The 20,982-nt window shown below is 71.3% G+C and carries 19 protein-coding genes; 8 read left to right on the top strand and 11 right to left on the bottom strand.

Annotation, left to right across the window (positions count from 1 at the left end):
- Positions 1-179: 179 nt before the first annotated feature.
- The 6 genes from OHA73_RS27570 to OHA73_RS27545 form a co-directional block, all read right to left on the bottom strand.
- Positions 180-638 carry an ATP-binding protein gene (locus OHA73_RS27570; protein ID WP_266713672.1) on the bottom strand — a complete coding sequence of 153 codons (459 nt, stop codon included), beginning with the start codon at positions 636-638 and terminating at the stop codon, positions 180-182.
- Between the two features lie 144 nt (positions 639-782).
- Positions 783-1,190, bottom strand: coding sequence for a (deoxy)nucleoside triphosphate pyrophosphohydrolase (locus tag OHA73_RS27565; protein WP_266713670.1), 408 nt, complete (start codon positions 1,188-1,190; stop codon positions 783-785).
- A gap of 21 nt (positions 1,191-1,211) precedes the next feature.
- Positions 1,212-1,406, bottom strand: a complete 195-nt coding sequence (locus OHA73_RS27560; RefSeq protein WP_266713667.1) for an SPOR domain-containing protein — start codon at positions 1,404-1,406, stop codon at positions 1,212-1,214.
- Between the two features lie 230 nt (positions 1,407-1,636).
- Positions 1,637-3,364, bottom strand: coding sequence for a purine-cytosine permease family protein (locus OHA73_RS27555; RefSeq protein ID WP_267069359.1), 1,728 nt, complete (start codon positions 3,362-3,364; stop codon positions 1,637-1,639).
- A gap of 177 nt (positions 3,365-3,541) precedes the next feature.
- A complete protein-coding gene (locus OHA73_RS27550; RefSeq protein WP_266713663.1) occupies positions 3,542-4,294 on the bottom strand; it encodes a GntR family transcriptional regulator in 753 nt (250 codons plus the stop codon).
- Positions 4,295-4,486: 192 nt separating this feature from the next.
- Positions 4,487-5,599 (bottom strand): threonine synthase, encoded by a 1,113-nt coding sequence (locus OHA73_RS27545; protein ID WP_267069360.1) that lies wholly within the window; start codon positions 5,597-5,599, stop codon positions 4,487-4,489.
- A gap of 155 nt (positions 5,600-5,754) precedes the next feature.
- Here OHA73_RS27545 and OHA73_RS27540 point away from each other — a divergent pair, with 155 nt between their 5' ends.
- Positions 5,755-8,382: a discoidin domain-containing protein gene (locus tag OHA73_RS27540; protein ID WP_267069361.1), complete on the top strand. Its 2,628-nt coding sequence runs from the start codon at positions 5,755-5,757 to the stop codon at positions 8,380-8,382.
- Here OHA73_RS27540 and OHA73_RS27535 read toward each other — a convergent pair.
- The 4 genes from OHA73_RS27535 to OHA73_RS27520 all read right to left on the bottom strand — a co-directional run bounded on the left by OHA73_RS27535 (position 8,319) and on the right by OHA73_RS27520 (position 12,619).
- Positions 8,319-9,779, bottom strand: a complete 1,461-nt coding sequence (locus OHA73_RS27535) for a sodium:solute symporter family protein (protein WP_266713657.1) — start codon at positions 9,777-9,779, stop codon at positions 8,319-8,321. The genes OHA73_RS27540 and OHA73_RS27535 overlap by 64 nt on opposite strands.
- Complete coding sequence (locus OHA73_RS27530) at positions 9,776-9,997, bottom strand: hypothetical protein (protein ID WP_266713655.1); 222 nt, start codon at positions 9,995-9,997, stop codon at positions 9,776-9,778. The genes OHA73_RS27535 and OHA73_RS27530 overlap by 4 nt, the downstream gene beginning before the upstream one ends.
- A gap of 48 nt (positions 9,998-10,045) precedes the next feature.
- Positions 10,046-11,479 (bottom strand): amidase, encoded by a 1,434-nt coding sequence (locus OHA73_RS27525; RefSeq protein ID WP_267069362.1) that lies wholly within the window; start codon positions 11,477-11,479, stop codon positions 10,046-10,048.
- A gap of 123 nt (positions 11,480-11,602) precedes the next feature.
- Positions 11,603-12,619 (bottom strand): Lrp/AsnC family transcriptional regulator, encoded by a 1,017-nt coding sequence (locus OHA73_RS27520; RefSeq protein WP_267069363.1) that lies wholly within the window; start codon positions 12,617-12,619, stop codon positions 11,603-11,605.
- Between the two features lie 157 nt (positions 12,620-12,776).
- Here OHA73_RS27520 and OHA73_RS27515 point away from each other — a divergent pair, with 157 nt between their 5' ends.
- From OHA73_RS27515 to OHA73_RS27490, 6 genes are read left to right on the top strand one after another with little or no spacing between them, the layout of a single operon-like run.
- On the top strand, positions 12,777-14,039 hold the full coding sequence (locus tag OHA73_RS27515; RefSeq protein WP_327656394.1) for a flavin-containing monooxygenase: 1,263 nt from the start codon (positions 12,777-12,779) through the stop codon (positions 14,037-14,039).
- 13 nt (positions 14,040-14,052) lie between these two features.
- Complete coding sequence (locus OHA73_RS27510) at positions 14,053-14,526, top strand: RidA family protein (protein ID WP_327656393.1); 474 nt, start codon at positions 14,053-14,055, stop codon at positions 14,524-14,526.
- Positions 14,523-15,197: a DUF1028 domain-containing protein gene (locus OHA73_RS27505; protein WP_327656392.1), complete on the top strand. Its 675-nt coding sequence runs from the start codon at positions 14,523-14,525 to the stop codon at positions 15,195-15,197. The genes OHA73_RS27510 and OHA73_RS27505 overlap by 4 nt, the downstream gene beginning before the upstream one ends.
- On the top strand, positions 15,197-16,342 hold the full coding sequence (locus tag OHA73_RS27500; RefSeq protein WP_327656391.1) for a M20 family metallopeptidase: 1,146 nt from the start codon (positions 15,197-15,199) through the stop codon (positions 16,340-16,342). The genes OHA73_RS27505 and OHA73_RS27500 overlap by 1 nt, the downstream gene beginning before the upstream one ends.
- Positions 16,339-17,715, top strand: a complete 1,377-nt coding sequence (locus OHA73_RS27495; protein ID WP_327656390.1) for an MFS transporter — start codon at positions 16,339-16,341, stop codon at positions 17,713-17,715. Before OHA73_RS27500 ends, OHA73_RS27495 begins: the two co-directional genes overlap by 4 nt.
- Before the next feature lie 42 nt (positions 17,716-17,757).
- Positions 17,758-18,675: a LysR substrate-binding domain-containing protein gene (locus tag OHA73_RS27490; protein WP_327656389.1), complete on the top strand. Its 918-nt coding sequence runs from the start codon at positions 17,758-17,760 to the stop codon at positions 18,673-18,675.
- A 20-nt stretch (positions 18,676-18,695) separates the two neighbouring features.
- Here OHA73_RS27490 and OHA73_RS27485 read toward each other — a convergent pair whose 3' ends face one another.
- Entirely contained in the window at positions 18,696-19,307 is a 612-nt protein-coding gene (locus OHA73_RS27485) for a TetR/AcrR family transcriptional regulator (protein WP_327656388.1), read from the bottom strand.
- Between the two features lie 201 nt (positions 19,308-19,508).
- Here OHA73_RS27485 and OHA73_RS27480 point away from each other — a divergent pair, with 201 nt between their 5' ends.
- A complete protein-coding gene (locus OHA73_RS27480) occupies positions 19,509-20,981 on the top strand; it encodes an aldehyde dehydrogenase (protein ID WP_327656387.1) in 1,473 nt (490 codons plus the stop codon).
- Position 20,982 lies beyond the last annotated feature (1 nt).

Genomic DNA, 20,982 nt, shown 5'->3' with positions numbered 1-20,982 from the left:
ACTACGGAGCCGCGCAACACGGTGTTCACGATCACACCATGGTCCCGACGCTTTTTGGCCCGTCGGGACCGTCTGTTTCCGTACCCAGGGTGCGGGTGCGCCCACACACGGCATCTCACACCTGCTCCCTCACACCCGCGTCTGTCCCGCTCGGGCGCCTCCTAACCTTGAGCGCCTCCTCACCTCGGGCGTCTCCTCACCTCGGGGGTCTCCTCACCCGGCAGCGACAGCTCGAACCACACCGTTTTCCCGGTCTTCCCGCCCGACCGCTCCCCGCCGGGCCGTGTGCCCCAGCGCCGGGACACCTCCGTCACCAGCTGAAGCCCGCGCCCGCCCTCCTCGTCGGGGGCCGCGGTGCGGGCACAGGGCGGGTCGGGCAGCGGGTCGGAGACCTCCACCAGGAGGACTCCGGAGGTCTCGGGCGGGCGGGCGAGCCGTACGCCGATGGGCCCGGACGCATATCGCAGGGAATTGGTCACCAGCTCGCTGACCAGCAGCGCGGCGATATCGGCGAGCTCTTCGAGCTCCCATTCGACGAGTTGTCCGCGCACCGCGGCGCGCGCCCTTCGGACGGCCGACGGGTCGGCGGGAAAGGCCCACTCGACGCAGTCGCCTTCAGTGTGGAGCACGCGGATCACATCCCTGGCCCGCGAAGGACCCTGTCCGGTTTCATAGGGTTAATCGGGATATACCCGGACGGAGCGGCGCGCTATCGCGAAGTGGGGTGCGCCGTGGCACGGACGGCGTAGGCGAGGCGCGTGGGAGGCGGGCACAAGCCCCCGTCAGAGGCGATCCCGCAGGACCTCTTTCACCGCGGGGACGTCCTGGTCGAGCCAGTCCACGGACCACACCTCGTCCGCCGTCAGCCAGCGCAGCTCGTCGTGGTCCTGGAGGGGGCTCGGGGTGCCGGAGCGCAGGTGGCAGCGCCACACCCGCAGTACGTATCCGGCCTTCAGGGGCCATTCACCCGGCACCCGGGCGAGCGGTTCGGCGTCGATGCCGAGTTCCTCGCGCAGCTCGCGGACGAGCGCCCGCTCCGGCGTCTCGCCGGGTTCGACCTTGCCGCCGGGAAGCTCCCAACGGCCCGCGAGTTCCGGGGGCGCACTGCGCCGCGCGGCGAGCAGCCGCTCATCGGTGTCGTACAGGGCCGCGGCGACCACGACGGTCGGTGATGGTGATTCAGGGGGCATGCGCCGGAGCCTATGACTCCCTCAGAGCGCCGTACCGTTCCGCCCCTGCCCCAGGCGCTCCACCCAGTACGTCGGCTGGTGGCCCCTGCGGTCGTCGAGACTGTCGGCCATGCGCTGGGCCTCGGCCTTCGTGGCGTAACGGCCCACCCGGTAGCGGTTCCCGTTGTCGTCCTCGCGGATGACCTGCCACGGAAGTGTGGTCGTGCTGTCGCTCATCGCGCCCCGCCCCTCCCTGGCCACGCCGGCCTCGACTCGCATCGCGCCCTGCCTCCCATCCCCGAGGAAACCGCAAACCGCATATGCCCGAGCCTACGCCTGACCTTCACGCACCGGATACGGATTGGCACAAAGAGATACGCAACAAGCCACGGGCCGAACACACGGACGACGAACCGAGGGGGCGCACCCCCCGTGGGTGCGCCCCCTCAGTCACCTCCGGTACGGCTTCAGCGCGTACGTACCTCCGGCATCGGCATCAGCACCGGTTCGCCCGTCGGCTTCTTGGTGCAGAGGTCGCCGCAGTCGGCGTCGAGGGAACAGCAGAGCGAGCAGATCGGGCCCGAGTGGGCCGGGCAGTCGGCGATGTCCGGGAGTTCGTACGCGGTCTCGCAGACGGTGCACGTGTGGGTCGCGGTGATGTCGGTGCCCTCTGCGAACTCGACGTCCGGCCCGTTCACCGGGTTCGGCCGCGCCAGGTAGTACCTGCCCTTGGTGGCCCAGGCGATGAGCGGGCACAGGATCAGCGCGAGGCCCGCGGCGATGAAGGTGGAGAAGGCCTCGGCGTACTCACCGAAGAGTCCGAAGAACGCCAGGATCGAGACGACCGAGGCGATCACCATGGCGCCGAATCCGGCCGGGTTCACCGCGTACAGGTACGCCCGCTTGAACTCGATGTACTTGGGGCTCCAGCCCACCCGCTTGTTGATGACGAGGTCGGCGGCGACGGCCGCGATCCAGGCGATGCCCACGTTCGAGTAGAAGCCGAGCAGCTTGTTCAGAGCCGCGAACATGTTCATTTCCATCAGCGTCAGCGCGATGGCGAGGTTGAGGAAGATGTACCAGACGCGGCCGGGGTGCCGGTGCGTCACGCGGGAGAAGAAGTTCGACCAGGACAGCGAACCGCTGTACGCGTTGGTGACGTTGATCTTGATCTGGGAGACCACCACGAAGAGCGCGGCGACGGGCAGCGCGACCGAGCCGAGCCACGGCTTGAGCGCCTCGACCTGCGGTGCGATGGGTTCGAGCGCGTGCGTCTTGCCGACCGCTTCGAGGGCTACGAAGGCGAGGAGCGCGCCGCCGATCTGCTTGGCGGCGCCGATGATCACCCAGCCGGGTCCCGCCGCCAGAACGGCCAGATTCCACCGCTTCTTGTTCGCTTCCGTCTTGGCCGGCATGAACCGGAGGTAGTCGGCCTGCTCGCCGATCTGCGCGATGAGCGAGAGCGCGACGCCGGTGCCGAGCCCAAAGCCGAGCCAGGAGAAGCCGCTGCCCGCGCCCTCGGTCCCGCCGAAGCTGGTGAAGTCACCGAAGGAACCCGGCGAGTTGAAGAGCAGGATCACGAAGGGCAGGACAAGCCCGATCAGCCAGATCGGCTGCGTCCACGCCTGCACCTTGGCGAGCGCGCCCATCCCGCGGAACACGATCGGGATCACGATCAGCGTGGTCAGCAAGTACCCGATGGGCAGCGGAAGTCCGAAGACCTCGTGCATCGCCTGCGCCATGATCGAGCCTTCGAGCGCGAAGAAGATGAACGTGAACGAGGCGTAGATGAGGGACGTCAGCGTCGAGCCGAAGTAGCCGAAGCCGGCGCCCCGGGTGATCAGATCCATGTCCAGGCCGTACTTGGCGCAGGCCCGGGCGATCGGGATGCCGGTGGTGAAGATGATCGTCGCCGCGCACAGGATCGAGGCGAGCCCGCTGGTGAATCCGTACGTGAAGACGATGGACGCGCCGATCGCGAAGTCCGCGAGGTAGGCGATGCCGCCGAGCGCGGTGGAGGCGACGGTGGTCTCGGACCAGCGCCGGTAGGAGTGCGGGGCATAGCGCAGCGAGTAGTCCTCGCGGGACTCGTCGGCGGCCAGCTTGGCGTAACTGCGCTTCGGGGCCCGCCCGTCGGGCCCTCCTGCGGGCGACCCGGACGCCGGGTCTGCGTGGGGTACGGCGGTCTCGGTCATGGCGGCTACCCGTTCCTCCGTCAGCGGTATACCAACTGCGTACGGAGAGGGAAGTTAGGAGCCGGACATGACAATCCGGGGCAGCGCCCGATTGCCTGCCTGTTACGGGAGTTGGGCCACGGTTAACTCGGGATCACACGCCCCGGACGCGGCACCCCGGAGATCGGGCGCCGCCGGCTACCGGACCGGCAGGTGGTACGCGATGCGGTAGCGGTCCGCGGGGACGACGACATCGGCCGTCTCGACCGGCCGGCCGGAGGCGAAGAAGGTCCGGTGGATGACGATCACGACATGACCCGGCACGCCGCCGAGCGCGCTCAACTCCTCGGCGAGGCCGGGGCGGGCGGCCACTTCCTCCGTCACGTTGTCCACAATCACGTCGATCGCGGCCATGCGCTCGGCCACCCCGCAGCCGCCGAGCGGACCCTCCTCCGGGAGCATCACGGGCGTGCGCCCCGTCACGGCGAGGGGCTCCCAGGAGGTCGCGAGCATCATCGCCTCGCCCGCGTCCCGGTACACGTACTTGGTGCGCATCACCCGGTCGCCCGCGCGGATCGCGAGCCGCTCCGCGACGGAGGTGACCGCCTCGATCTGCTCGCTGCGCGACTCCCAGGTCCCCCGCGCGTCCGGATCGGCCTGCTCCTGCCGGAACGGTGTGGAACCACTGCTCGGCCGGTAGCCGGAGCGGGAGACACGGCGCGGCACGGGCAGCTCGCGCACATAGGTCCCCGACCCCGACCGGCCCTCGACGAGCCCCTCCGCCATCAGGACCTTGCGGGCCTCCAGGGCCACCGTGTCCGAAACCCCGTACTCCTCACGGATCTTGGCCTGTGAGGGAAGGCGGGTGTGCGGCGGCAGCGAGCCACTGACGATCTTCTTGCGGAGATCCCCCGCAACGCGGAGATACGCCGGCTGCTCACCGAATGTCACTGGTTGTCCCCTCAGATCCCCATCAGATTGACAGACAGCAACAGCGTGGCAACCGTCGGTTGAGGCGTGCAAGCAAAGGCCAGAGAATCACTCGATGTGATGACTTCCGACGTCGGACGACGTCAGGGGCCTTTACGCAGCAACTTTGCCCAGGTAGTGCATTATTCACACATCGGACCAGGGTTCGAGCATTCATACGTTTCCGGGGTCGGGGACGAGCCCCGTCTTGAGTCCCGCGCCGCACAGCGGGACGACCGCGCTCCGGCTGCCGAGAGCGCCCTCGCGGGTCGCGGCCCAGCAGACCGCGCCGGTCGACTCGACGTACAGGCCCCGGGAGGCGAGGTCGAGTTGGGCGTGCCGGATCTGGTCCTCCGTCACCGTGTGGAAGGCGCCGCCGGATTCGCGGACGGCGCGCAGGATCTGGCGGGCGCGCGGCGGGTTCGGGATGGCGATGCCCTCGGCGGCGGTGGGGGCCGGGGCCTCGTCGACGACGATCTCGTCCGATCCGGCCTGCCATGCGCGCGCCAGCGGGGCGACCGCGGCGGACTGCACGGCGTGCAGGGCGGGGCGGCGGTCGATCAGCCCGGCGTGGTGCAGTTCGGCGACGGCGAGGGCGGCGCCGAGCAGCAGCGTTCCGTTGCCGACGGGGAGGACCAGGGCCTCGGGGAGGCGGCCGCCCATGTCCTCCCACAGTTCGTGTACGTACGTCTTGGTGCCGTGCAGGAAGTACGGGTTGTAGACGTGGCTGGCGTAGAACACCCCGTCCTCGTCGGCGGCCGTGCGCGCCGCGCGGGCCGTGGCCTCGCGGTCCCCCTCGACCACTTCCAGGCGTGCGCCGTGGGCCCGGATCTGCTCCAGCTTCTTGGCGGACGTGCCTTCGGGGACGTAGACGGTGCAGGCGAGGCGGGCGCGGGCGCAGTAAGCGGCGATGGCGGTTCCGGCGTTGCCGCTGCTGTCGGCGATGACGCGTTCGGGGCCGAGGCGGGTGGCGAGTGCGGCGAGCATCACCGCGCCGCGGTCCTTGAAGGAGAGGGTGGGCATCAGGAAGTCCAGCTTGGCGTCCACGTCGGCGGTGAGCGGGACGAGGGGCGTCCGCCCTTCGCCGAGGGTGCAGTCCGGGCGTGGGAGCGGGAGGCATTCGGCGTAGCGCCACATCGAACTGGTGCGGCCCGTCAGGGACTTGAGGGGGCTCGGGGTGGGTGAGTAGTCCAGGTCGAGGGGGCCCTGGCAGGACGGGCAGCACCAGGTGAGGGAGTCGGCGGGGACGCGGGTGCCGTCGGCGGGGCAGTAGGTGGCGGGGCTCATGTGGCGACATTAGGCCTCCGGGCCACCCGCCTCGGGGCTCCGCCCCGGACCCCGCGGGCTCTCGTCCAAAGAGCGGGGCTTGATTGCCCACCCAGATCGCCTACGGCCCGGCGCGCATACCCGGCCATCCGCTCCTCGCAGCTCACCCTCTCCCCATGAAGCCAGCACGTTTCGTCGTCACTGCCGCCATCACCCTTGGTGCCACCCTCGTTCCGCCCGCGCAGGCCGCGCCGTCCGTGACGGGATGTGGGGGGCCCGGCTGGAGCCTCGCCACTCGTACCGTCGAGCCCACGAGTCCGTACCACGCGTACGCGGGCAACGGGTATCTCGGCGTGCGGGTTCCGCCCGTCGGGGCCGGCTACGCGCGGACCGGGGAGGACGGGGACAAGACCGGGTGGCCGCTCTACACGCCCCCGTACGACGGCGCGTTCGTCTCCGGGCTGTACGGGCGCGGGCCCAAGAGCACCGCCCACCGCGAGGCCATCGCCGCCCTCCCCACCTGGACCGCCCTCGACGTCCAGGCGCGCGGCGAGACGTACGGGCCGGGCAGTCGCACCACGGGGTACCGGCAGACCCTCGACATGCGCTGCGGCGTCGTCCGTACCGAGGTCACGTGGGTGCACAAGGACGGGAAGCGCACCGATCTGACGTACGAAGTGCTCGCCGACCGGGCCGATCCGCACGTCGGCGCGGTGCGGTTGAGGGTGAGACCTCACTGGTCGGGAAGCGTGAAGGTCACCGATCGGATCGATGAGCGTGGCGCCCGTCGGATCGCCGGCACCGGCAGTGGGCCCGCCGGGAAGCGCACGGCCGCCGTCGGCTTCCGCACCGACGGATCCGGGACCGCCGGAACCGTCGCCACCACCCTCCGCTCCCCCGGCCGCACCCACACCGCCCGCCCCGCCAAGAACTCCCTCGGCACCAGCCAGTCCGCGGACTTCCACGCCACCGAAGGCGCCACGTACGACGTCACGAAGTACGTGGGCGTCGACACCGCGCTCACGTCGAGCAGTCCACGGGCCGATGCCGTACGCGCCTCGAAGCGCGCCGCGGCCGCGGGCTGGGACGCGCTCGTCCTCCGGCACAACGCCGCCTGGCGGGAGTTGTGGGCCGCCGACATCGAGACGCCCGGCCGCCCCGAGCTCCAGTCGCAGTTGCGCGCCGCCCAGTACGGGCTGCTCTCCTCGCTGCGCCCCGGCGCCCGTAACAGCATCGGGCCGACCGGTCTGAGCAGCGACAACTACGCGGGCATGGTCTTCTGGGACGCCGAGACGTGGATGTACCCGTCGCTGCTCGCCACCCGTCCCGAGCTGGCGAAGCCGGTGCTCGAGTACCGGTACAGGACCCGCGCCGCGGCCGCCGACAATGCGCTCAAGACCTCGCAGAAGGGGTTCATGTACCCCTGGACCAGCGCGAGTTCGGGGTCGTTGTGGAAGGAGTGCCAGAGCTGGAACCCGCCGCACTGCGTCACCCAGAACCACCTCCAGGGCGACATCGCGCTCGCGGCCTGGCAGTACTACCAGGCGACCGGCGACCGCACCTGGCTGCGCGAGCGCGGCTGGCCGCTCCTCAAGGGGCTTGCCACGTACTGGAGTTCACGGGTGACTCCCAATGAGAAGGACGGAACGTACTCCATCAAGGATGTCGCCGGGCCCGATGAGTACAGCAACGGTGTCGACGACGGGGTGTACACGAACGCCGTCGCCGCCACCTCGCTGCGGGACGCCACGAAGGCCGCCGCGCTGCTCGGCGAGCGGGCACCCGCCGACTGGAAGCGGATCGCCGACCGGCTCCGGATCCCGTACGACGCGAAGCGCAAGGTCTTTCTCCAGTACGACGGTTACGACATCGACAAGGGCGCCGACATCAAGCAGGCGGACGCCGTGCTGCTGCTGTATCCGCTGGACTGGAAGCCGATGCCGAAGGGCGCCGCGGCAGCCACCCTCGACTACTACGCGGCCCACACCGACCGCGACGGCCCGGCGATGACGGACTCGGTGCACGCCGTTGCCGCGGCCGGAATCGGTGAGCCGGGCTGCTCGACGTACACGTTCCTTGAGCGGGCCTCGCGGCCGTTCTTCCGGGGGCCGTTCGGCACGTTCTCGGAGTCGCGGGGCGAGAAGGCGGGCGCGGGGGACGCGCTCGCGGGCACGCCGGCGCAGGACTTCCTGACCGGGAAGGGCGGTTTTCTACAGGTCTTCACGCATGGCCTGACGGGCATGCGTGTGCAGGACGGTGACGCCGTGCGGCTCGATCCGATGCTGCCGCCGCAGCTCTCAACGGGCGTGAACGTCAAGGGACTTCAGTGGCGGGGGCGGACGTACGACGTCGAGATCGGTGCCAGGACCACCACTGTCCGGCTCACGCACGGCGCGCCGTTCGCCGTCGACACTCCGGACGGGCGCAGGATCGTGACCGGCGCGGGCCTCACCCTGCCGACCCGCCGCCCCGACCTCACCCCGACCACCGACCTGGCCCGCTGCAAGTCCGCGAAGGCGACGTCGGAGGACCCGGGCCAGTACGCGGGCGCCGCCGTCGACGGCAACCCGGCCACGACCTGGCACCCGGCCGCACCGGGCGCCTCGCTCACCGTGGATCTCGGCGGCGTGCGCCCGGTGGACCGGGTGAAGGTGGAGGGGGCGAAGGCGTACCGGCTGGCGACCTCGGTGGACGGCAAGGAGTGGGCGCCGTTCGAGGTGGGGGCCGGGGCGAGCGCGCGTTACGTGCGGCTCACCGAGACCGGTGAATCGGCGGAGTCCGTCGGTGAGTTGACGGTTTCCTGAGGCCGGGAGCGTACGACGAGTTGGGCACCGGTCGTGACGACGATGTTGACGGCCAGCGCGATCAGGCCGGTGTCCACGGTGCCGACGTCGACGGAGCCGAACGTCAGCCAGGCGAGCACCGCGACGCCGGTCAGGATGCCGATGAGCGCGGGCACGGCCCCGAGCCTGACCTTCTTCGCAAGCCCCATCACGATCGCCGGGGCGAGCTGGGTCAGGCCGCCGTACGTGAGCAGCAGCAGGTCGGAGAGGAGGCCGGGGCGGGTGAGGCCGAGGACGAGGGCGAGGCCCGCCGCGGCCACCACGCACAGGTGGTTGGTGCGCAGCTGGGTGCGCTCGTTGCGGGCGCTCAGCAGGTTGCGCGAGAGCAGGCTGGAGATGCCGACGACGATGGCCGCCGACGGCACCATCGCGGCGGAGGCCGCGGCGACCGCCACGAGCCCGACGAGCCAGCCCGGCAGGGTCTGTCCGGCGAGGGTGAGGGCCACTCCGTTGGGCTCGGTGCCCTTCTTCGCGAGCAGGACTCCGGCGAAGCCGATGATGATCGGGATGCCGAGGGCCACCTGGTAGAGGGGCAGCCAGATCGCGTTGGAGCGCAGCACGCGGCCGCTGCGGGCGGCGAGCACCGGCGGCCACAGGTGGGCCATGGTGCCGAGGCCGCCGCCGATGCCGGAGATGATGACGGCGGTGACGAAGAACGTGCCGTCGTAGCCCTCCTGGTCGAGGGTGAGCAGCTGCGGGTGGCTGGTGCGGATCGTGTCGAAGAGGCCTCCGATGCCGCCGTTGACCGACAGGGCGACGCCCGCGACGAGCACCACGAGCCCGATGATCATCAGTGCGTCCTTGAGGTAGGCGACCCGCGCGATGCCGCGGATGCCCGACCACAGGACGAAGACGACGGTCAGGACGGTGGCGAGGACCATGCTCAGGTTGCCGCCGGTGTGGCTGCCGGTCGCCAGCTGCACGATCATGCCGAGCCCGGTGATCTGCAGTTGCAGATACGGCAGCAGGAACACGGCGCCGACGACGGCGACGACCTTGCCGAGCAGTGGGCTGCGGTAGCGGTCGACGAAGAAGTCGGCTTGCGTCAAGTACCCGCCGCGCTGCCCGAGTTGGCGCATCCGGGGTGCGGTGAAGTACTGGAGGACGAAGTTGATGGCGAGGTAGCAGACCGCGAAGGACGCGGCGACGCCGCCGCCGAAGGCGATGCCGGCGAGGCCCAGGAAACTGAAGGTGGTGAAGGCCTCCCCCGCCTGCAGGAACCAGGTGGTGAAGGTGGAGAAGCCCCGCTTGGCGACCGTCCACTCGCCCAGCTCCTTGCTGGGCGGGCGGCGGCCGGAGACGCCGACCACCGCGATGGCGACGATGCCGAGGACCGTGATGACCATGGTGCTGTTCATGCGGCCGCCACCTCGTCCTCCTCCTCGGGCCGCCCGGCGAACACCAGCCGGTCGACGACGGCGAGAGCCACGGTGGTGCCCACCGTCCAGAGCAGGCACCAGGCCAGCACGGACGGGATGCCGAACCACAAGTGGGGCCCGTTGACGAACGGCAGGAACGGAGTGCTGAGAAAAGCCAGAACGGGCACGGCGGCCCACAACATGTGCGGAGATCTCATCGGGGCTCCAGCGGAAGGGAGATGAGCGTCAGGACGCTCTGTGAGTCGCTATGAGAGGTGGGGCGCGCGGCGTCCGTGTCCGGTGGCCGCCTCGTAGGCGGCGCCGATCTCGAGGACGTCGCGTTCGGCGCGCGGCGGGCCCACGATCTGCAGGCCGACGGGGAGCCCGGCGTCCGTGAAGCCGGCGGGCACGGAGAGGGCGGGTGCGCCCAGGACGGTGAGCAGATACGCCGAGCGCATCCAGTCGAGGTAGCTGTGCTGCGGCTGCCCGTCGATGACGGTCGGGTACTCCATGTCGACGTCGAACGGCAGGACCTGACTGACCGGGGCGATCAGCACGTCGTAGCGCTCGAAGAACCCGGCGGCGGCGAGGTGGATGCGGGTGTGCTCGGTGCGGGCGCGGGCCAGGTCGGCCGAGGTGAGCTTGATGCCCTCCTCGATGTTCCAGATCAGGCTGGGCTTGAGCTGCTCGCGGGAGGACTCCAGGAGCAGGCCGAGCCCGGTGCGGAAGGCCTGCGCCCGCAGCGTGAGGAAGACGTCCTCGGCGCCGTCCAGGTCCGGGCAGTCCTCGACGACGTGCGCGCCGGCCGCCTCGAACACCTTGACCTGCCGGGCGACGAGCTCGCGGACCTCGGGGTCGACGTGGACGCGGCCGCCGAGGTCGGGGGCGTACGCGACACGCAGCCCCTTCAGGTCGCGCTCCAGCGGGGCGCGGAAGACGGATCCGGGGGTCTCCAGGGACTGCGGGCAGCGCGGGTCGGGGCCCGCCATCGCCGAGAGGAGGAGGGCGACGTCGGCGACGGTGCGGCCCATGGGTCCTGCGACGCCGAGCGTCTCCCACAGGTCGTTCGTGGGCAGCGAGGGCACGCGCCCCGGCGTGGTGCGCAGGCCGACGACGTTGCAGAACGAGGCCGGGTTGCGCAGCGAGCCGCCCATGTCGCTGCCGTCGGCGATCGGGGTGAGCCGGGCGGCGAGCGCGGCGGCGGCGCCACCGCTGCTGCCGCCTGCCGAGCGCGACCGGTCGTACGGGTTCCGGGTCGCGCCGAAGACGGGGTTGAAGGTGTGCGAACCGGCCGCGAACTCGGGGACGTTGGTCTTTCCGATACGGATCGCTCCGGCCGACTGGACGCGCTCGACGAGGAGTTCGTCCTCGTCGGGCACGTGCTCGGCGAAGAGCGGCGAGCCGTGCGTGGTGCGCATGCCGCGGGTGAGGTGGGTGTCCTTGAAGGCGATGGGCAGCCCGTGCAGCGGCCCCAACTCGGCCCCGGATACCGCCAGTTCATCCGCCTGCCCGGCTGCCGCCAGTGCGCCTTCCCCATCGAGCGTGACGATGGCGTTGAGCGCCGGGTTCACGCGCTCGATGCGGTCGAGGTGGGCGGAGACGAGCTCGCGCGCCGACAGTTCGCGGCGGCGGACAAGGCCGGCGAGCTCGACGGCGTCGAGCCCACAGAGGGAGTCGGAATCGGTGGGGCGTACGGACATGACCGTCCTCGGGCAGGAGGCGACTGTGTGCGCCCTCACACTGCGGCGATCTGACCTTTTAAGTCAATGGCTCGTACTGGATGAACTTTTCGGACGCCAGATTTACGGAACTGGCATTTACGGTCACACGGTTGAAACCTCGCCCTGTGAGCCTCGAACAGTGGGCACGGTGGACACCCCGCTGCGCTTCCACGCCTCGACCACGAGGTGGGACTGCACGGACTCGGCCCTGCGCACCCACGGCGCTTCCGTCAGGAAGGCGTGCAGCGCCTCCTTCGACGGCTGCGTCACGTCGACGAGCAGCTGGTGCTCTCCCATGACCACGGCCGCGTACCGCACCAGCGGCGACTCGACGAGCAGCCGCCCCACCTCCTCGACCTCGCCGGGCCGGGTCCTGATCCACAGCAGCGCCTGCACGGGCAGGCCGAGCAGCGCGGGCTCCACGACCGCGCGGATGCTGACGGTCCCGGCTCGGCTCAGCGCCTCGACCCGGCGCCTGGCCGTGGCGACCGAGACCCCGGCGACGGCGGCGAGTTCGTCGTTGGTGCAGCGCCCGTCCGCGGCGAGGGCCCGCAGGATGGCCTCCTCGTCGGGCGCGAGCTCGACGTCGTCCAGGCCCACTCGGTCGTCCGGTCGCTCGGCGCCCCCGAGCGCCTCGACCTCGGCGTCGTCGAGGATGCCCGGCGACCACTCGTGCACGGTGCGGAAGTAGCGCAGCACGGGCGAGACCTGCTGCTGCACGAGCCCTGGAAGGGCGGGCACCTCGTCCAGCATCAGACGGCCCAACTGCCCTGGCGGGCACTGCAGTTCCGCCACGCAGTCGGCGACGCCCGCGAGCACGTACGAGAAGACGACGTCGGGCCGCCGGGCCGTGGCGAGGGCCGCCTCCCGCACGGATCCCGGCCGGCAGTTCATCCGCAGGATCACGGTCTCGCCGCGCACGACGAGCCCGCGCACCGCGACGTCCCCGCTCTCCACGAGCCGGTGCCCGCGCCGCGCCACCTTCCGCTCCGGCTCCCCCAGCACATCGGCGATCCGCCGCCAGGAGGCCCGGCCGTCGATCTGCAGGGCGGCGACGATGCGGCGGTCGAGCCCGTCGAGGGGAGCGGGGCGCGCGGTCGGGTTCTGCTCGGTGGTCACGGAACGACCCTAGTCGAGCCGCCCTGACCCACATCTGAAAAACAGATCACTCACCCCGGAAACATCTGTTGGACAGGGTTGAGGGGGCGGCGAAGGATGTCTCGTGCGGTGCCGCGGAACCAGCGATGGACCAATTACCGCTTGAGTGGAGGCTTCAATGCCCAATGAAGAAACGGACGTTGTCGTCGTAGGTGCAGGTCAGGCCGGTATCGCGATGAGCGAGCACCTGGGGAACCTGGGCATCGCGCACATCGTCCTCGAACGGGACCGGATCGCCGAGCGATGGCGCACCCAGCGCTGGGACTCGCTCGTCGCGAACGGGCCCGCCTGGCACGACCGGTTCCCGAACCTGGAGTTCCCCGACGTCGGCCCCGACGCCTTCGCGACGAAGGAGCAGGTCGCGGAGTACTTCGAGCGGTACGCCGAGAAGATCGACTCCCCGGTGCGGTGCGGCGTCGAGGTGTCCAAGGTGCGCAAGCACGAGGGGCGCCCCGGCTTCCGGGTCGAGACGTCCGAGGGCACCATCGACGCGGGATTCGTGGTGGCCGCGACCGGGCCCTTCCAGCGGCCCGTGATCCCGCCCATCGTGCCGGAGGGCGCGGTCAGTACGCAGATCCACTCCAGCGACTACCGCAACCCGGAGCAACTGCCCGAGGGCGCGGTACTGGTGGTCGGCGCCGGTTCGTCGGGCGTGCAGATCGCCGACGAGCTGCGCCGCTCGGGCCGCGAGGTCTTCCTGTCCGTGGGGCCGCACGACCGTCCGCCGCGGCAGTACCGCGGGCGTGACTTCTGCTGGTGGCTCGGGGTGCTCGGCCTGTGGGACCTGACGACGCCTCCGCAGGGCGCCGCCCACGTGACCATCGCGGTCAGCGGGGCGCGCGGCGGCCGCTCCGTGGACTTCCGCGAGCTGGCCGGCACCGGCATCGAACTCCTCGGCATGACCTCCGCGTACGAGGACGGGCTACTGAGCTTCGCGCCCGACCTCGCCGGGAACATCGCGCTCGGCGACGAGAAGTACCTGGAGCTGCTGCGGGCGGCCGACGCGTACACCGAGCGCAACGGGCTCGACCTCCCCGAGGAGCCCGAGGCCCACGTCCTCGGCCCCGACCCGGAGTGCATGACGGACCCGCGCCTCGCGCTCGACCTGGCCGGAGCCGGTGTCACCTCGATCGTCTGGGCCACGGGCTTCGCCGCCGACTACAGCTGGCTCGACGTCGACGCGTACGACGAGAACGGCCGCCCCGACCAGCGCCGCGGGGTCTCCACCGAGCCCGGGGTCTACTTCCTGGGCCTGCCCTGGCTGTCCCGGCGCGGCTCCAGCTTCATCTGGGGCGTCTGGCACGACGCCAAGTACGTCGCCGACCACATCACGACCCGGCGCGGATACCTCTCGTACCACCGACCGCAGCACCAGGACTGAGGAGCAGAGCACCATGGCCAACGCCCCGATCGTGGCCGGCGGGCACACCCGGATCCGGCCGTTCAACACCCGCGACACCTACCCCGAGCAGAACCTCGACAACGACCTCTGCCAGGCCGTCGTCGCCGGAGACACGGTGTACGTCCGCGGCCAGATCGGCCAGGACCTCGACACCAGTGAGAACGTCGGCGTCGGCGACGCGGAGGCACAGGCCGAGCAGGCCATGGCCAACATCAAGATGCTGCTCGAGGAGTCGGGCAGCCGGATGGAACACCTGGTCAAGCTGACGATCTACCTGATCGACCCGCGCTACCGGGAGGCCGTGTACCGCACGGTCGGCCGCTGGACCAAGGGCGTCCACCCCATCTCCACCGGCATCGTGGTCTCCGCGCTCGCCCGCCCTGAGTGGCTGTGCGAGATCGACGCGGTCGCGGTGATCCCGAAGGACGCGCAGGACTCTCGGGGCGCGAAGGAGGCGCGGGCATGACGTTCTCCCTGGTGGTACGCGACGGTGAGCGGTTCGGCATCGCGGGCAGCTCGTCGAGCCCCGCGGTCGCCGCCCGCATCGCCCATCTGCGGCCCGGCGTCGGCGCGGCGAGCTCGCAGAACATCACCGACCCGACGCTCGGCACGAGCCTGCTCGACGCCCTCGCCGAACACGGCGACGCGGAGCGCGCCCTGGCCGACGTCACCGGCGCCGCACACAACGAAAAGACCATCGCCTACCGGCAGTTGACGGTCCTCGGGCGGGAAGGGCCCGGCTTCGCGTACAGCGGTCCGCACACCCTCGGCACGTATGCGAGCGCCACCGCCGACGGCGCCGTCGCGGCGGGGAACATGCTCTCCGGCAAGCACATCCCCGGCGTGCTCCTGGAGGCGTACCAGGAAGCCACCGGCGAGCTGGAGGAGCGGCTGATCGCCGCCATGAAGGCCGCCGTCGCCGCGGGCGGCGAGGAGGGGCCCGTGCACTCGGCGGGTCTCGCGGTCGTCGCCGACGTCGGCTGGCGGGTCACCGACCTGCGGATCGACTGGGCGGACGACCCGATCGACCGGCTCGGCGAGCTCCTCGACGTATGGCTGCCGCAGCGGGACGACTACGTGACGCGCGGCCTCGACCCGGCGAGCTCGCCCTCGTACGGCGTTCCGGGAGACCAGTGATGAGTGCCCTGAAGGAGGCGACCCGCAAGGAGGTCGACCGGCACGCAGGCCAACTGATCGCCCTGTCCGAGCAGTTGCACGCCGACCCGGAGACCGCCTGGGAGGAACACCGGGCGGCCGCCGCCGTGCCGGAGCTGCTCGACCGGGCCGGATTCGACGTCACGTCGAAGTATCTGGGCCTGGACACCGCGTTCCACGCCTCCTTCGGCAGCGGGCCGCGGCGGATCGCGCTGTGCGCCGAGTACGACGCGCTGCCCGGCCTCGGCCACGCGTGCGGCCACAACCTGATCGCGGCCTCGTCCGTCGGCGCCGCCCTCGGCCTCGCCGCCGTCGCCGACGACCTGGGGCTCACCGTGGAGGTCTACGGCACGCCCGCCGAGGAGGGCGGCGGCGGCAAGATCGAGCTGCTCGACCGGGGCGCCTTCGCCGGGGTCGACCTCGCGATGATGGCGCACCCGGCGCCGGTCGACGTCGCCGAGGCGCAGCCGTTCGCGGTCAGCCACTCCAAGGTCGCGTACACCGGGAAGTCCGCGCACGCCGCCGCCTACCCGGAGGCCGGGATCAACGCGGCCGACGCCTTCACCGTGGCCCAGGTCGCCATCGGCCTGCTGCGCCAGCAACTCCCGGCCTCCGCGCGGGTGCACGGCGTCGTGACCCACGCCGGGGACGCCCCGAACGCCATCCCGGAGCGCACCTCGGGCCGCTGGTACGTGCGCGCCGAAACCCTCGCCGAACTCGCCGAGTTGGAGCCGCGCGTCATGCGGGCCTTCGAGGCGGGCGCCCTCGCGACGGGCTGCGAGCTGGAGATCGAACCGGAGAGCAAGCCGTACGCGGAGTTCCGCGCGGACGAGTCCGCGCTCGCGCACTACCGCGCCAACGCCCTCGACCTCGGGCGGGAGTTCGCGCCGCCCGGACAGGCCGCGCGCATGAACCGCGCCTCCACCGACATGGGCAACGTGTCGCAGGTGGTGCCCGCCATCCACCCCTACATCGGCATCGGCTCCCTGCCCGCCATCAACCACCAGCACGAGTTCGCCGCGTACTGCGTCGGTGGCACCGCCGAGCGGGCGCTGCTCGACGCCGCGGTCGCGCTGGCGTGGACGGGCGTGGACCGCGCCGGACCATCCGAGGAGGCGACGACATGACCCTCACCGATCCCCAGGAAAGCGCGGCCGACGCGCCCACCGACGTCGCGACGCTGCGCAGGAGCGTCGCGGCCGGGGCCGTCGGCGTCTTCGTGCACTGGTTCGACTGGGCGGCGTACGCGTATCTCGCGGGCACCGTCGCGACCGTGTTCTTCCCCGCCGACGACAGCACGACCGGGCTGCTCGCCGTGTTCGGCGTCTTCGCGGTCTCGTTCGGCGTCCGGCCGATCGGCGCCCTCGTCTTCGGGCCGCTCGGCGACAAGATCGGCCGCAAGCGCACGCTGTCCCTGGTCATCTTCATGATGTCCGGCGCGACCCTGGCGATCGGGCTGCTCCCCGGCTACGACTCGATCGGCATCGCGGCGCCGATCCTTCTGGTGGTGCTCCGCCTCATCCAGGGGTTCGCGGCGGGCGGCGAGTTCGGCAGCGCGGCCAGCTTCCTCGCCGAGAGCGCGCCGCGCCGCCGCCGCGGTTTCGGCGTGAGCTGGCTGGAGGTCGGCTCGCTGCTCGGCTTCCTGGCCGGCTCGTTCGTCTTCCTGCTGCTGTCCTCGGGGCTCGACGAGGCGCAGCTCACCTCCTGGGGCTGGCGGATCCCGTTCCTGATCGCGGCGCCGCTCGGCATCATCGGCGTGGTCATCCGCAACAAGATCGAGGACACCCCGGAGTACCGGGCGCTCGAAGAGAACGACACGGTCCCGCGCAGCCCGGCCCGCGAGCTGCTGCGCACCCACAAGCGCCAACTGCTGCAAGCGGCAGGCCTGATGACGGCCATGCACGTCCCCTTCTACGCGGTGCTGACCTACCTCGTCACGTACGAGACCGACCACCTCGGCCACTCCGCCGACAGCGCGGCCCTGCTGTCCACCGTGATCTCCCTGCTCGGCCTGGTGCTCGTGCCGCTGTTCGGCGCGCTGTCCGACCGGGTGGGGCGCAAGCCGGTGTTCATCGGGGCGACGGCGGCCCTCCTGGTCGTCTCCACCCCGGCGTTCTGGCTGATGCGGACCGGGATGGCCGGGACCTGGATCGGCGGCCTCGCGCTCGGCGCGATCCTGGCGGCGATCCTCGGCACGTACGCGGTGTGGTCGGCGGAGGTCTTCCCCACGCGTACCCGGCAGAGCGGGCTCTCCATCTCGTACAACGTGACGGCAGCGCTGTTCGCGGGCACCGTGCCGTACCTGATGACGCTGCTCATCTCGGCGACCGGGAGCACGCTGGTGCCGGGCCCGTACCTGATGGTGTTCGCCGTGGGCGGGCTCGTCGCGGCGGTGTCCCTGAAGGAGACGGCCGGGTCGGCGCTGCTGCACCCCGAGGACGTACGGGAGTCGACCTCCGTACAGGAGTCGACCTCCATACAGGAGGAGAGCGCGGCTTAGAGTCGGGCGCACGCACCCGGTTCATCTGGCACGAGGTCTCGCATGACGTCTCCGTTGGGTTTCACGCTCGTTCAGCTGCGCTACTTCCTGGTCGCGGCCGAACGCGGCTCGATGACGGAGGCGTCCGCGGAGCTGCACATCGCGCAGTCCGCCGTGTCCGCCGCCATCCACAACCTGGAGCGCGACCTCCAGGTGCAGCTGTTCATCCGCCGCAGGGGCCGGGGCCTGACCCTGACCCCCGCCGGGGAGCGGCTGCGGGCGCAGGGCCGTGACCTCCTCGCCCGCGCACGCGAGGTCGAGCGGGAGGCGCGCGGGGACGGCGCGGAGCTGTCCGGGCCCGTGACGGTCGGCTGTTTCGTGACGCTCGCGCCGTACTACTTGCCGCACCTGTTCAGCGAGTGCACGCGCCGCCACCCGGGCATCGAGATCGACGTCGTGGAGGCGGAGGCCGACGAGCTCGTCGAGGCCCTGACGACGGGCCGCATCGACTTCGCCCTCACGTACGACCTGGGCCTGTCGACCGAGCCGGAGCTGCGCAGCGAGACGATCGCCCGCGCCCCCGCCTACGTCATCGTCGCGGCCGACCACCCCCTCGCCGGCCAGGGCAGCGTGTCCCTCGCCGACCTTTCCGCGGAGCCGCTCGTCCTCCTCGACCTCCCGCACAGCCGCGACTACTTCCGCTCCCTCGTCGCCGCCACCGGCACCGCCCCCGACGTCCGCTACCGCACCCGCAGCTACGAGACCGTGCGCTCCATGGTGGCCCGCGGCCTCGGCTACTCGGTGCTCAACCAGCGCCCCGCCACCGGTCTGACCTACGGCGGGGGCGAGATCGCGGAGCTCGAACTCCGGGACGCCGGGCGCCCGTTGGAGGTCAGGATCGCCTCGCTCGGCGGCATGACGCAGAGCGCGCGGGCCCGCGCGGTGATGGACGTACTGCGGGACAGCGCCGACGCCACGTGAGGCGTCGAGGCGTCAAGGCGTCACAGGTCGGCGCACCCCGTGACCGCCCGCGCGTGGACCCGGATCAGGCGCTGGACCTCGGCCCGCGTCAGACCGGCGTTGCGGCTCACGATGTGCAAACCGTAGCCGTCCTCCAGCGCGACCAGGTTCCTGGCCAGGTCGCCCACGGGCCCCGCCAGGGTGAACACCCCTGTCGCGGCGCCCACTTCGAGCACCGTGACGTACAGGCCCACCTCGCTGGCGAACAGTGACGCCATCAGTTCGGCGTGTCCGGGGCTGCGGTCGGCCCTGCGGTGCAGCTCGAAGAGGAGCCCGTGCGTCGCGTCGCCGGGGGCGGACGGCAGACCGGAGGCGATCAGCGCGCGCAGCCGCGCCACCGGGTCGGCCACCTCGTCGGTGACCTCGTGCCGCGCGGCCAGGAAGCGCTCGACCGCGCCCCGGTGCACCTCCAGGACCAGCTCGTCCAGCTCCGGGTAGTAGTAGAGGACCGACCCCGCGGACATGCCTGCCTCGGCCGCGATGTCCTTGATGCGCAGGCCTTCGAGGCCCCGCTCCGTGATGGCCCGCCCCGCCGCGTCCACGAGCGCCTCGCGCCGCGCGGTCTGGTTCTTCGGTCTCCCCGGTTTACCCATGCGGTTAATTCTCTGTTACCGAGTTCAAGGAAATCAAGCCGATCACGCGGAACCCATTGACGGGCCGCTGACGCATTGTTTGAATCCAACTTCAAAGATCTCGTCGCAGATCTCGCACAGATCGCAGATCCCGCACAGGTCATAGATCTCGCACAGACCGCTCCCGTACGCCCCGTGCCGTACGCAATCGAAGGTCACCGCATGACGACGCACTCGCACTGGCGGCAGCGCGCCGCCGAGTTCGCACCCCGCACCCGCCTCTACATCGACGGAGCGTGGGCCGACCCCTCGGACGGGGAGTGGCTCCCCACCGTCAACCCGGCCACCGGCAAGCCCGTCGCCGACGTGGCGGTCGCCTCGGCCGCCGACGTCGACCGGGCCGTGGCCGCCGCCCGCGCCTCCTTCGAGGCCGGCCGCTGGTCGCGCGCCGACCCGGCCGAACGCAAGCGCGTCCTCCTGGAGTTGGCCCGCCTGATCGAGGCCAACGGCGAGGAGCTCGCCCTCTGCGACACCCTCGACATGGGCAAGCCGATCGCCGAGTCGTACGGCACCGACGTGCCCGGCGCCGCCGGCGTCTTCGCCTGGTACGCCGAGGCGATCGACAAGCTGTACGACGAGGTGGCGCCCGCTCCGCCCGGCAATCTCGCCCTGGTGCGGCGCGCCCCGCTGGGCGTGGTCGGCGCGGTGGTGCCGTGGAACTTCCCGCTGGACATCGCGAGTTGGAAGCTGGCGCCCGCGCTCGCGGCCGGCAACAGCGTCGTGCTCAAGCCCGCCGAGCAGTCGCCGCTCTCCGCGCTCCGCCTCGCCGAACTCGCCACGGAGGCGGGGCTCCCCGACGGCGTCCTGAACGTCGTGCCGGGGCCCGGCGAGGTGACGGGCCGCGCGCTCGGCCTGCACCCCGACGTCGACACCCTCGTCTTCACCGGCTCCACCGCCGTGGCCAGGAAGTTCCTCGGCTACTCCGCCGAGTCGAACATGAAGCAGGTGTGGCCCGAGGCCGGCGGCAAGAGCCCCAACGTGGTCTTCGCCGACGCCGATCTGGAGGCCGCCGCGGAGCGCGCCGCCTGGGGCTTCGCGTACAACGCCGGGCAGGTCTGCTCCTCCAACACCCGGCTCCTGGTGGAGGCCTCGATCGCCGAGGAGTTCACCGCCCGCGTCGCCGAGCACGCCCGCGCCTGGATTCCCGGCGACCCGCTCGACCCCGCGACGCGGATCGGCCCGCTGGTCGACGAGGCGCAGGTGGAGCGGGTGCTCGCCGCGGTACGCGCCGCGGGCGGCACGCTCGCCTGCGGCGGCACCCGGCCCGACCGCGAGGGCGCGTACCTGGACCCGACCATCGTCACCGGCCTCACCCCCGAATCCCCGCTCGTACGCGAGGAGTTGTTCGGCCCTGTCCTCGCGGTCCTGCCGTTCCGCGACGAGGCGGAGGCGATCCGCCTCGCCAACGACTCCGCGTACGGCCTGGCCGCCTCCGTGTGGACGCGGGACATCGGCCGCGCCCACCGCGTCGCCGACGCCCTGACCGCGGGCACCGTCTCGGTCAACACCGTCGACGCGCTCAGCCCGCTCACCCCCTTCGGCGGCTTCAAGCAGTCGGGCCACGGCCGCGACCTCTCCCTGCACTCCTTCGACAAGTACACGGGGCTGAAGACCACGTGGATCGCGTACAAGTGAA

Origin of the sequence: Streptomyces sp. NBC_00483, from assembly GCF_036013745.1 — a bacterium.
GTDB lineage: Bacteria > Actinomycetota > Actinomycetes > Streptomycetales > Streptomycetaceae > Streptomyces.
This window is presented reverse-complemented; position numbering and strand designations above follow the sequence as displayed.